Origin of the sequence: Citrobacter sp. RHBSTW-01013, from assembly GCF_013781985.1 — a bacterium.
GTDB lineage: Bacteria > Pseudomonadota > Gammaproteobacteria > Enterobacterales > Enterobacteriaceae > Citrobacter > Citrobacter braakii.
In genome coordinates, this window is sequence record NZ_CP056185.1 from 2,206,124 (window position 1) to 2,218,506 (window position 12,383).

General features: G+C 50.5%; 13 protein-coding genes. 8 read left to right on the top strand and 5 right to left on the bottom strand.

Features of this window, described 5'->3' with window-relative positions:
• Positions 1-21: 21 nt before the first annotated feature.
• Both ftnA and yecR read right to left on the bottom strand, forming a co-directional pair.
• On the bottom strand, positions 22-519 hold the full coding sequence (gene ftnA / locus HV350_RS10710) for a non-heme ferritin (protein ID WP_016153456.1): 498 nt from the start codon (positions 517-519) through the stop codon (positions 22-24).
• A 193-nt stretch (positions 520-712) separates the two neighbouring features.
• The gene (yecR, locus tag HV350_RS10715) at positions 713-1,048 is read right to left on the bottom strand and encodes a YecR family lipoprotein (protein WP_181630455.1); all 336 of its coding nucleotides are present in this window, start codon (positions 1,046-1,048) and stop codon (positions 713-715) included.
• A 268-nt stretch (positions 1,049-1,316) separates the two neighbouring features.
• On the opposite strand from yecR, the gene HV350_RS10720 reads away from it, so the two are divergent.
• Positions 1,317-1,955 (top strand): RpiB/LacA/LacB family sugar-phosphate isomerase, encoded by a 639-nt coding sequence (locus HV350_RS10720; RefSeq protein WP_016153454.1) that lies wholly within the window; start codon positions 1,317-1,319, stop codon positions 1,953-1,955.
• A gap of 33 nt (positions 1,956-1,988) precedes the next feature.
• On the opposite strand, the gene HV350_RS10725 is transcribed toward HV350_RS10720, so the two are convergent.
• The gene (locus tag HV350_RS10725; RefSeq protein WP_181630456.1) at positions 1,989-3,410 is read right to left on the bottom strand and encodes an MFS transporter; all 1,422 of its coding nucleotides are present in this window, start codon (positions 3,408-3,410) and stop codon (positions 1,989-1,991) included.
• Positions 3,411-3,538: 128 nt separating this feature from the next.
• Between HV350_RS10725 and HV350_RS10730 the strand changes: the two genes are divergently transcribed.
• Positions 3,539-3,790: a DUF2766 family protein gene (locus HV350_RS10730; RefSeq protein WP_016153452.1), complete on the top strand. Its 252-nt coding sequence runs from the start codon at positions 3,539-3,541 to the stop codon at positions 3,788-3,790.
• Positions 3,791-3,928: 138 nt separating this feature from the next.
• Here the strand turns inward: HV350_RS10730 and HV350_RS10735 are convergent, their stop codons facing one another.
• Positions 3,929-4,432: a non-heme ferritin-like protein gene (locus HV350_RS10735; RefSeq protein ID WP_016153451.1), complete on the bottom strand. Its 504-nt coding sequence runs from the start codon at positions 4,430-4,432 to the stop codon at positions 3,929-3,931.
• 553 nt (positions 4,433-4,985) lie between these two features.
• Here HV350_RS10735 and HV350_RS10740 point away from each other — a divergent pair.
• The 6 genes from HV350_RS10740 to otsA all read left to right on the top strand — a co-directional run bounded on the left by HV350_RS10740 (position 4,986) and on the right by otsA (position 11,853).
• Positions 4,986-5,543: a DJ-1/PfpI family protein gene (locus HV350_RS10740; protein ID WP_019077051.1), complete on the top strand. Its 558-nt coding sequence runs from the start codon at positions 4,986-4,988 to the stop codon at positions 5,541-5,543.
• Between the two features lie 315 nt (positions 5,544-5,858).
• On the top strand, positions 5,859-6,848 hold the full coding sequence (locus HV350_RS10745) for an arabinose ABC transporter substrate-binding protein (RefSeq protein WP_181630458.1): 990 nt from the start codon (positions 5,859-5,861) through the stop codon (positions 6,846-6,848).
• A gap of 114 nt (positions 6,849-6,962) precedes the next feature.
• On the top strand, positions 6,963-8,477 hold the full coding sequence (gene araG, locus HV350_RS10750) for an arabinose ABC transporter ATP-binding protein AraG (RefSeq protein ID WP_019077050.1): 1,515 nt from the start codon (positions 6,963-6,965) through the stop codon (positions 8,475-8,477).
• A gap of 14 nt (positions 8,478-8,491) precedes the next feature.
• Positions 8,492-9,478 (top strand): L-arabinose ABC transporter permease AraH, encoded by a 987-nt coding sequence (araH, locus tag HV350_RS10755; protein WP_016153448.1) that lies wholly within the window; start codon positions 8,492-8,494, stop codon positions 9,476-9,478.
• A 175-nt stretch (positions 9,479-9,653) separates the two neighbouring features.
• Positions 9,654-10,457: a trehalose-phosphatase gene (otsB, locus tag HV350_RS10760; RefSeq protein WP_181630460.1), complete on the top strand. Its 804-nt coding sequence runs from the start codon at positions 9,654-9,656 to the stop codon at positions 10,455-10,457.
• Positions 10,432-11,853 (top strand): alpha,alpha-trehalose-phosphate synthase, encoded by a 1,422-nt coding sequence (otsA, locus tag HV350_RS10765; RefSeq protein ID WP_131405073.1) that lies wholly within the window; start codon positions 10,432-10,434, stop codon positions 11,851-11,853. The genes otsB and otsA overlap by 26 nt, the downstream gene beginning before the upstream one ends.
• 17 nt (positions 11,854-11,870) lie before the next feature.
• On the opposite strand, the gene uspC is transcribed toward otsA, so the two are convergent.
• Entirely contained in the window at positions 11,871-12,299 is a 429-nt protein-coding gene (gene uspC, locus HV350_RS10770) for a universal stress protein UspC (protein ID WP_016153445.1), read from the bottom strand.
• Positions 12,300-12,383: the final 84 nt, after the last annotated feature.

Consider the following 12,383-nt stretch of genomic DNA (forward strand, 5'->3'; position numbering starts at 1 on the left):
TGCCTTCATTACCCCACAACATTAATTCTGTGTATCAAGCGTAGCCAGTTCTTTATCGATGAAATAAAGACCTTCGCCACTTTTCCCTGCCAGCGATAACTTATCAATGACAGATTTAAATAATTTCTCTTCTTCATGCTGCTCGGCAACATACCATTGCAGGAAATTAAACGTCGGATAATCCTGGTGGGTCATTGCCGCGTGTGCCAGCTCATTAATTTTCTGGGTGATCAACTGCTCGTGTTCGTAAGTAACACGGAACAGTTCGTCCAGAGACGCATATTCAGCAAAGGGGGAAGGGACGGTGTTAATACACGGCAAGCTGCCGGTATCGGTCAGGTAGTCAAACAGACGCTGCATATGCGTCATCTCTTCCTGGGCGTGACGGCGCAGGAACGCGGCGGCACCTTCAAAGCTGTGATAGCTGCACCACGCGCTCATCTGTTGGTAGAGCAGAGATGAATATAATTCAAGGTTCATTTGCTCATTCAGTTGGTCGATCATTTCTGTTTTCAGCATGGTTGTGCTCCACAAACGTTATTATATATTAGCGTGGCGTCACTATAATTTGTTATTTAATTATTTGCAAAAGGTAAAATAATAAATTTATTTATTAAAATGCGAATGGGAATAAAACGCATTAACGCTATTAAGCGGAGAATATAAATAATGAAAAGGCAGAAGACCAGCAATAATGTGCTGGTCGAAAATATTAATAATTGAAGGCAGGCGATTGGGATACCGTAACGCCGTGACACTGCCAGGCGAGCGTAATTTTGGTATTTAAGCACAGAGAACCGGCATATACGCTACAGGTTGACACCGGCTGACCAAACGCCATTGCGTTGGCATAACCCAGGCGCTGACACTCTTTGGTGGCTATGCCTTGGGTCACGTAATCATCGGTACGCGCCGTTTGTAGCATGGCCTGGTTGTAGGTCAGGCGAACGACGCCGGTGATGGCACTGGCTTCGCTGACCTGCGCCTGTTTAGTAATAGTGCATCCTGTCAGCACGAGCGGCAAAAGGGCAAGGATAAAGGTCTTCATGTGATCGCTCTGAAAGTTCGGAGATAGGCTATCATGGCATATGTGGTGGCGCATCAATGGCTTGAATAACCCGAAGATCACCTGCGATTAATCGCAACGACGTCATTTTATTGAGGCTATTCTGAGCTGTCTCAGGAAAAATGTGAGCACCTCATTATTTTATAAAACAAAATTTCATTAAATTTGAAAGTGAGTTTGCAAAATAGTAATGTGGCCTGAATGTTATGACTTTCAGCGGGCCTCCGCAGCGCATTCAGGAGATTACAGAATGAAAATTGCATTGATGATGGAAAACAGCCAGGCAAGCAAAAATGCCATCATTCATAACGAGCTTAAAGCCGTTGCGGATGAGAAAGGTTTTCCAGTGTATAACGTCGGGATGAGCGACGAAAATGACCATCATCTGACCTACATCCATTTAGGGATTATGGCCAGCATCCTGCTCAATTCCAAAGCCGTGGATTTTGTGGTTACGGGGTGCGGTACGGGTCAGGGGGCAATGATGTCACTGAATATTCATCCGGGCGTGGTGTGTGGTTATTGTCTCGATCCGGCAGACGCATTCTTGTTCTCTCAGATCAACAACGGGAATGCGCTTTCTCTGGCATTCGCCAAAGGTTTTGGCTGGGGTGCTGAGCTGAATGTGCGCTATATGTTTGAAAAAGCATTCACTGGTCGTAACGGCGAAGGGTATCCACCAGAGCGTAAAGAGCCGCAGGTGCGTAACGCGGGGATCCTGAACCAGGTGAAAGCGGCGGTGGTAAAAGAAAACTATCTGGACACTCTGCGCGCTATCGATCCTGAACTGGTAAAAACCGCCGTATCTGGTCCGCGCTTCCAGCAGTGCTTCTTTGAAAACTGCCAGGACAAAGCGATCGAAGCGTTTGTACGCGAGATAGTTGGCTAAATCCTGTTGGCCCGGCGGTGTTCGCCTGCCGGGCTATTTGTTCTTGTTAGAAACCGCGCTTCCAGCATCATGGGCAAGCCGCAGCGTATCAACCATACCTACCAGACAAATAATCGCAATAGCGACAAAGGCCAGCCGGAAACTGATACCCGGAATATAGCCTAACGCCAGCCATTCACTCACCTCATCACCGATACGGATCCCGATAGCGGCCAACGAAATGCCCAAGCCTACCGCTAATTGTGTTGCCGTACTGAACAGCGTATTAGCGTAGCTCATTTGTGGCCCGGGGACGTCCGCAAAGGCAAGCGTGCTGATGCCGGTAAACTGAATTGAGCGGAACACGCCGCCCAGATACAACACCAACAAAATAACCCACACCGGGGTCTGCGGCGTAATTAATGCACAGGCCAACAGCGCCAGGACGTTTAGCGCACCGTTGATTAACAGCAGTTTCTTAAAGCCCAGCCAGCGTATCAACGGCGTGGTGGCAGGTTTTATCGTCAGATTGCCCACAAACACCGCCAGAACCAGCGAACCCGCGTGAAAAGCGTTCATGCCAAAACCGACCTGGAACATTAACGGCAGCAGAAATGGTACAGCGCTAATAGAGGCACGAAATAGTGACCCGCCGTACAGGGTGACGCGAAAAGTAGGGACGCTCATGGCATCAAGACGAATCATCGGCCAGGTAGTGTGACGAAAATGATGCAGGGCAAACAGAAAGGTCACGGTTCCTAGCGCCAGCAGCCCGGCGGTTAGCCAGCCCTGCGGCTGCTGGGTTCCCAGTAACTCCATAGCATACACCAGGCTAACCATCGCAACAGAGGTCGCGATAAAACCCGCTATATCAAATGGACGGCGCTCGTCGTCATGAATATCCGGGATGAAACGTAGCGCCAGCGCGATCGCCAAAACTCCCAGCGGTACGTTAATAAAGAAGATCCAACGCCAGTTAGCATAGCTGGTAATGAATCCTCCAAGCGGTGGCCCGATGATAGGCGCGACTAACGCGGGCCAGGTCAGGGTCGCTATGGCGGTGATCAACTGATGTTTAGGCGTGGTGCGCAGTACCGCGAGACGGCCAACAGGAACCATTAGCGCGCCACCTACACCCTGTAAAATTCGCATTGCTACAAAGCTCTCAAGGCTTTCGGAAAAACCGCATAAAACCGAAGCGAGAGTAAAAATCGCTAGCGCCAGGGTAAACACTTTTCGGGCGCCGAAGCGATCCGCAATCCAGCCGCTGGCGGGGATAAGCACCGCGAGGGTGATCAAGTAGGCGCTGATACCAATGTTCAGGTCTACCGCCTGTACGCCAAAGCTTTTGGCCATGTCGGGTAGGGCTGTGGCAATCACCGTGCCGTCAATAAATTCCATAAAGAAAGCCCCGGCAACAAGTAATGCTGCCGGGGAAAGACCGCGTTGGTTCTCAACCGCTAACTGTTCACTCATGTTGTGCTTGCCATCTCAAAAGAAACTGACTGGACCTTTTTTATTTTCAGCGCATTTGTAATGTGTGCGCGGCTATCGTTTCGATCGCTGAATAGGTACTATGACGACCTTTCTATAAGGAGCTCACTATGTCCCAAACATTGAATGCCGATCAGGAACTGCTCTCGGACGTTGTTGCCTGTCAGCTGGTTATCAAGCAAATTCTGGATGTTCTTGATGTTATTGCCCCGGTAGAAGTTCGGGAAAAAATGTCCAGCCAACTGAAAAACATCGATTTTTCCAGCCATCCTGCAGGGGCCGATCCGGTCACTATGCGCGCAATACAAAAAGCGGTTGCCTTGATCGAGTTGAAATTCACGCCGCAGAACGAATCCCACTAAAATAAACCGTTGTTTCAGGTTTTAGAAAGGTTTTTTTGCGCCTCGCAGAATGGGAGGCGCGTGCCAGGGAAAATCAGAGGTTGACCGGATAAAGTGCGCAGCATCGCTATCCGGCATTAACGCGATGAAAACTGAAGATTAGTGATGCTGGTAGTTAACGACGTTGAGCAAGTGCTTATCGGTTTGCGCCATGCACAACCCCGCGCGTTTGGCGCTGCGGACTTCATCAAGAATCGTCTGTAACAGCACGCCATCCTGCTGCTGCTCTTTTTCCAGATCGTGAAGAAAATCAATGGTTGGCGCATCGTTTAATGCTTCAGCTTCATTGGTTAAACGCGAGAGCTTACTCGAGCGCTGTTGATATTCATCCAACGTTTTCTGAAACAATTCTTCAAGGGAACTCAGTTCATCACCCGGCACATCCATGGCCTTGACGATGGGATTAGCCCCGGCACTTTTCATAAAATTGAACATACGCATCATTTGAGTCACGTTACCTTGCGCCTGCGTGCGTAGAAACGTGGCTGTACCTGTCAGGCTATGCTCGTAGCACCATTCGCTGAGATGCAGGTAAAGATTCGAGGCGTAGAACTCGAGATTCATTTGTGTATTGAGTTTATGAACAATTCCAACTGCAGCCATATCAATATCCTTATTTCCAGAAAGGGGGATGTACGTTACTCACGCCAGTACAGCGGGCTGTCGCTGCACTTCACCTCTACGTACAATTAAAACTGTTAGCAGAATAAATCCGTTCCGCCGGTCCTTTAGTGATCACGAATTATATTCGCTCCGATCGAGATTCAGCATAACGCTTGCCCTGGTATAAGAAAATCCTTAAATCTGCGTATTTATGTTTTTTTACATATTGTCATAACAGTATTCATGCTTCTGTTGTTTTGGCATATAGATGACATGAATGTAAGAGGTTGAAATTTATGTAATTAAATGATTTTCACGATAATGAAATGGTGTTTCATATCACAAAATTAAATTCCACAATAAGGTATTGTCTGGCATCTGATGATTATCTGCCCAAGTTGAAAGGCAATTTCACGATCGGGATGGATTAGTACAAATTATCTGATGGCTAATTTTTTGCGCCAGAACAGTTTTAATCAAATTGAGAAATTTAACAGTCTGCACTGGTCGTCATTAATTTTTTCGTTTATGTGGATTAAGCAAGGAGTTACATATGAAGAAGGTTGCGGTGCTGCTGGCACCCGGTTTTGAAGAGGCGGAGGCGATTGTTACCCTGGATATTCTGCGTCGCCTGAATATCGAAGTCGAAACCCTGGCCTGCGCAGAGTCACGTGCGGTGGTGAGTTATCATGACGTACCGATGGTGATGGATAGCACGTTGGCCGCGCGCCAGACATATCTCTACGATGCCGTCGTATTGCCAGGCGGGCCGCAGGGCAGCGTTAATCTTGCCGCCAGTGAGGCGGTCATCCAGTTTGTATCCCGTCATGATCAGGCAGGAAAGCTCATTTGCCCGGTATGTTCTGCGGCCGCGCGCGTGTTGGGCGGCAACGGTCTGCTGAAGGGGCGTCGCTATGTTTGCTCAGGCGATCTGTGGCAAAACGTCACGGACGGGGAATATATCGATGCGCCGGTTGTTGAAGATGGCAATCTGATTAGCGGCAAAGGATTAGGGCATATTTTCGATTTTGCGTTGACGCTTGCGGCGCGCCTGCTGGGAGATGACATTCCGGTTCGCGATCACGCTGACCACATTTATTACCGATGGTAATCATGTTCCCGAATGCTTCGGTATTCGGGAACAAGGATTCGTTGGCTGATGTTATGGATTAATCTGCTATCCCTCTTTTTTCCCGTCGACAAAACCGCGTTTTTTTATGTCATTTCCCGCTGAATTTATGTACGCAATTACTGTAATTCTGTGGTGTGATGCCGCTCTCTTATGGAGAATCAATTTCCCGCTAAAACTACTCTCAGCACTGGCATTGATCTTATCACTAAAAGGTAATGCCTTGTTTTACGTCCGAATTACAAAAAATCGTCTGATTTTACCCTACATAAAAGAACGTTAAAGCTGGAGTTAACCATGCACAAATTCACTAAAGCGCTGGCTGCCATCGGTCTGGCTGCCATTATGTCACAATCCGCTATCGCTGAATCCATGAAGCTCGGTTTCCTGGTCAAACAACCGGAAGAACCGTGGTTCCAGACTGAATGGAAATTTGCCGATAAAGCCGGTAAAGACCTTGGCTTTGAGGTGATTAAAATTGCCGTCCCGGATGGTGAGAAGACCCTTAACGCCATCGACAGCCTGGCTGCAAGTGGCGCAAAAGGATTTGTGATTTGTACGCCGGACCCCAAACTCGGGCCTGCCATTATGGCCAAGGCGCGTGGCTACGATATGAAAGTCATTGCCGTCGATGACCAGTTTGCTAACGCCAAAGGTAAGCCGATGGATACCGTGCCGCTGGTGATGATGGCTGCAACCAAAATTGGTGAGCGCCAGGGCCAGGAGCTGTATAAGGAGATGCAAAAGCGCGGTTGGGATGTGAAATCCACAGCCGTAATGGCCATTACCGCGAATGAACTCGATACCGCGCGTCGCCGTACATCGGGTTCAATGGAAGCGCTTAAAGCCGCTGGCTTCCCGGAAAAACAGATCTACCAGGTCCCCACAAAATCGAATGACATCCCCGGGGCATTCGATGCCGCTAACTCCATGCTGGTTCAGCACCCTGAAGTCAAACACTGGCTGATTGTTGGCATGAACGACAACACCGTGCTGGGCGGCGTACGTGCGACCGAAGGGCAGGGCTTCAAAGCGCCGAATGTGATTGGTATCGGCATCAACGGCGTTGATGCCGTGAGCGAACTCTCCAAAGGCGAAGCGACCGGGTTCTACGGTTCACTCCTGCCAAGCCCGGACGTTCACGGCTACAAATCAAGTGAGATGCTCTACAACTGGGTAACGAAAGGTGCAGAGCCACCGGCGTTTACTGAAGTGACGGATGTGGTGCTGATTAACCGCGATAACTTTAAAGAAGAACTGGCGAAGAAAGGCTTAGGCGGTAAGTAACACAAATGCCGGATGCGACGCCACGCGTCTTATCCGGCCTACGAATTGCGTACTCAGTAGGCCGGATAAGGCAAAGCCGCTATCCGGCATAAAGATCTGACTCACGGAGACGTTATGCAACAGTCTACCCCGTATCTCTCATTTCGCGGCATTGGCAAAACGTTCCCCGGCGTTAAAGCGCTCACGGATATCAGTTTCGACTGCTATGCCGGTCAGGTGCATGCGCTGATGGGCGAAAATGGCGCCGGGAAATCAACACTATTAAAAATTCTCAGCGGCAACTATGCGCCAACGACGGGATCTTTGGCGATCCGTGGACAAGAGGTTTCGTTTGCGGACACCAATGCCGCGCTGAACGCCGGTGTTGCCATTATTTACCAGGAGCTGCATCTCGTCCCGGAAATGACCGTTGCCGAGAATATTTATTTAGGGCAGATGCCGCACAAAGGCGGGATTGTGAACCGCTCGCTGCTGAACTATGAAGCGGGTCTCCAGCTCAAGCATCTGGGCATGGATATCGATCCCGATACGCCGTTGAAATACCTCTCCATTGGTCAATGGCAGATGGTGGAGATTGCGAAAGCGCTGGCGCGCAACGCCAAAATTATCGCGTTTGATGAACCGACCAGCTCCCTTTCAGCGCGCGAGATTGAGAATCTGTTTCGCGTCATCCGTGAGCTACGCAACGAAGGGCGCATCATCCTGTACGTTTCGCACCGTATGGAGGAGATCTTTGCCCTTAGCGATGCCATCACCGTGTTTAAAGATGGTCATTACGTCAAAACGTTCACGGATATGCAGCAGGTCGATCACGACGCGCTGGTGCAGGCGATGGTCGGGCGCGACCTCGGTGATATTTATGGCTGGAAATCCAGACCTTATGGTGCAGAGCGCCTGCGTTTGCATGAAGTCAAAGCCCCAGGCGTGCGCACCCCGATCAGTTTATCAGTGCGCAGTGGTGAAATTGTTGGATTGTTTGGACTGGTGGGCGCCGGACGTAGCGAATTAATGAAAGGTCTGTTTGGCGGCACGCGTATCACGGCAGGCCAGGTGTTTATCGATGAACAGCCTATTGATATCCGTAAACCGAGCCACGCCATTGAAGCGGGGATGATGCTGTGCCCGGAAGATCGCAAGGCTGAAGGGATCATTCCGGTCCATTCGGTACGTAACAACATCAACATCAGTGCCCGTCGTAAACATGTTCTGGGCGGATGCGTGATCAACAACGGCTGGGAAGAGACCAATGCCGATCACCATATTCGCTCACTCAATATTAAAACGCCGGGCGCGGAGCAACTGATTATGAACCTCTCCGGCGGTAATCAACAGAAGGCTATCCTCGGCCGTTGGTTATCGGAAGAGATGAAAGTGATTTTGCTGGACGAACCTACACGCGGTATTGATGTGGGTGCCAAGCATGAAATTTATAACGTGATTTATGCCCTCGCGGCGCGCGGCGTGGCCGTGCTGTTTGCTTCCAGCGATCTGCCAGAAGTGCTCGGTGTCGCCGACCGTATCGTGGTGATGAGAGAAGGCGAAATTGCCGGTGAGTTACTTCATGAACAGGCGGATGAACGCCAGGCGTTAAGCCTTGCTATGCCAAAAGTTAGCCAGGCTGTAGCCTGAATAAGGAGAGAATGATGTCTTCCGTTTCAACATCGGGTTCAGGTGCTGCAAAGTCGGCGCTAAATCTTGGTCGCATTTGGGATCAATACGGGATGCTGGTCGTGTTCGCCGCGCTGTTCCTGGTTTGTTCCCTCTTTGTGCCTAACTTTGCCACTTTCATCAACATGAAGGGGCTGGGGCTGGCGGTATCGATGTCGGGTATGGTCGCGTGTGGGATGCTGTTTTGCCTGGCATCCGGTGACTTCGACCTGTCCGTTGCCTCCGTGATTGCCTGCGCCGGGGTCACTACAGCCGTGGTCATTAATATGACCGAAAGCCTGTGGATTGGCGTGGCTGCCGGGCTACTGCTCGGTATTCTATGTGGTCTGGTGAATGGGTTCGTGATTGCGCGGCTGAAAATTAACGCCCTAATCACGACCCTTGCGACGATGCAGATTGTGCGTGGTCTGGCCTACATTATTTCCGACGGTAAGGCGGTAGGGATTGAAGACGAGCGCTTCTTCACTCTCGGCTACGCCAACTGGTTTGGTCTGCCGGCACCTATCTGGATCACGGTCGTCTGTTTCATCGTTTTTGGCTTGCTGCTCAATAAAACCACGTTTGGTCGTAACACGCTGGCCATTGGGGGGAATGAAGAGGCGGCACGTCTGGCTGGGGTTCCGGTCGTTCGTACCAAAATTATTATCTTTATTCTGTCCGGGCTGGTTTCCGCCATTGCCGGGATTATCCTCGCATCTCGTATGACCAGCGGCCAGCCAATGACCTCAATCGGCTATGAGCTGATCGTGATTTCCGCGTGCGTGTTAGGGGGCGTTTCGCTTAAAGGCGGCATCGGAAAAATCTCATATGTGGTGGCCGGTGTGTTGATTCTGGGTACGGTTGAGAATGCAATGAACCTGCTGAACATCTCTCCGTTCGCACAGTATGTCGTACGTGGTCTGATCCTGCTGGCGGCGGTGATCTTCGACCGTTACAAGCAAAAAGCGAAGCGTACTGTTTGATGATTTTAACCCCAACTTTTTAGTCTAGCTTTAGCTCATCGCCAGCCGCTACCCGGCTGGCGATTGTTTTTCCAAATGGCGAGCATGGTCACACTGTCTATACTTATATCCGTCATACATCATATATACGGCGCGATCCGCGCGGCGTACAGACCATGATGAGGAGGATTACCGGGTGACAGCATCACTGATCTTACCCCCTGAACAATCTGCAAGCTGTGCTTATTTTTTTGATCTCGATGGGACACTGGCTGAGATCAAACCTTATCCAGACCAGGTCGTTGTCCCTCAGACAATCCTGCAGTTATTACATCAGTTGGCGACGCATAATGCGGGTGCGCTGGCATTGATTTCAGGGCGCTCGATGGTTGAGCTTGACGCGCTTACCACTCCCTTTCGTTTTCCGCTCGCCGGAGTGCATGGGGCAGAGCGCCGTGACATCAATGGTCAAACTCATATAGTGCGCCTGGCTGCGGCAATAGAACGCGAAGCAGGAGAGCTATTAAGTACCGCCTTGGCGACGATGCCGGGTACAACGCTTGAAGCAAAAGGGATGGCGTTCGCACTGCACTATCGCCAGGCCCCGGAACATGAAGCGGCGCTAATTAATCTGGCTGAGCGCATCACGCACAGATGGCCGCAGTTGGCTTTACAGCACGGAAAATGCGTTGTGGAGATAAAACCAAAGGGTACGAACAAAGGTGACGCAATTGCCGCATTTATGCAGGAAGCACCTTTTGCCGGACGGGTCCCCGTTTTTTTTGGTGACGATCTGACGGACGAAACAGGATTTGGCGTGGTTAATCGCGCAGGGGGCATTTCCGTGAAGGTGGGGAATGGAACGACGCAGGCGACATGGCGTCTGGATGGCGTGAGTGATGTCTGGCACTGGCTGGAACAAATTAACTCTTCGCAGCAAGAATCGAAAGCAACGAATAACAGAAGAGGTGGCTATGAGTCGTTTAGTCGTAGTATCTAATCGTATCGCCTCACCCGATGACAAAGGAAGCGCAGGTGGGCTTGCCGTCGGTGTGCTGGGCGCGTTGAAGGCTGCTGGTGGCCTGTGGTTTGGCTGGAGTGGGGACACGGGTAATGAGGACAAACCATTAAAAAAAGTCACGCGTGGCAACATTACCTGGGCTTCGTTTAATTTGAGTGAACAGGATTACGAAGAGTATTACTGCCAGTTTTCTAATGCGGTTTTATGGCCTGCATTTCATTATCGTCTTGATTTGGTACAGTTTCAGCGTCCTGCATGGGAGGGCTATCAGCGGGTGAATGCCTTGCTGGTAGATAAACTGCTGCCGCTGCTCAGCGATGACGACATAATCTGGGTTCATGATTACCATCTGTTGCCGTTTGCCAGCGAGCTGCGTAAACGCGGCGTGAATAACCGTATCGGTTTTTTCCTGCATATCCCTTTTCCGACGCCGGAAATCTTTAATGCCTTACCCCCACATCAGACGCTACTTGAGCAGATGTGTGACTTTGATTTACTGGGTTTCCAGACCGAGAACGATCGTCAGGCTTTTCTGGATTGTCTGGCAGCCCAGACTCAGGTAACCACTCAGAGCGAGCAGCACCACCGCGCATGGGGAAAAGCGTTTCGTACCCAGGTCTATCCCATCGGTATTGAGCCGGATGAGATCGCCCGCCAGGCTTCCGGACCTTTGCCGCCGAAGCTGGCGCAACTGAAAGCAGAACTTAAAAATGTGCAGAATATCTTCTCCGTTGAGCGTCTGGATTATTCTAAGGGTTTGCCGGAGCGCTTTCAGGCCTATGAGGCTCTGCTGGAACACTATCCGCAGCACCACGGTAAAATTCGCTACACCCAGATAGCGCCAACTTCGCGTGAAGAGGTGCAGGCCTACCAGGATATTCGGCACCAACTGGAGACTGAAGCGGGGAGGATTAACGGTAAATATGGGCAGTTGGGCTGGACGCCGCTCTATTATCTGAACCAGTACTTTGATCGTAAATTGCTGATGAAAATCTTCCGCTACTCTGATGTAGGGCTGGTGACGCCGCTGCGAGATGGTATGAACCTGGTTGCGAAAGAATTCGTGGCCGCGCAGGATCCTGCCAACCCCGGCGTGCTGGTGTTATCGCAATTTGCCGGGGCCGCGAATGAGCTAACTGCCGCGCTTATTGTTAATCCTTATGACCGCGACGAAGTGGCTGGCGCATTAAACCAGGCTCTGACGATGCCGCTTGCTGAGCGTATCTCCCGCCACGCTGAGATGCTCGAAACTATCATTAAAAACGATATCGACAACTGGCAGGCGAGGTTCATTTGCGATCTGGAAAAAGTTATCCAACGTCAGAGTAAACAGCCATTGCCAGACAACGTTTCTCCCTGCACTAAACTGGCGTAACGCTCAGAAAACGCAGGTCAATCTCCAGCCAGTGGAACCAGCAGAACATCCACGTGGCTGGCACCGATCACGCTTTTTGCTGAGCAGGACGCGCGCGAAAAGAAGCTGTGGTTATGGTTGCCATAAATGACCAGATCGACCGCGTGTTTACGGCATACATCCAGAATATGTTCATTCAGTGCCCCATAGGTAATAAAGGTATGCTCAATGGGGTACTGTGCTTCTTTGCTGAGCTTGTCGATAAAATCCTGAGTCTCCTCTTGCATCACTTCACGCAGGTCCTCCAGCATAGGTGCTGCAAACTGATTATACAGTTCAGGGTCTGAGACCAGAGTTATCAGGCTAATACGAGCGTTGACAGGGCGAGCGATTGAAACCGCCTTGGCTAACAACTGCTGGCTTTCAGGGGTGGCGGCAACGGCCACAAGAATGTGTGTATAGCTCATAACTCGCTCCTTTTTTCAAGAATTATGAGAGGGTTTCTCAGCATTGCTCAGCTTACTCCATACTGCAACGTTTCCTTCCTGGAT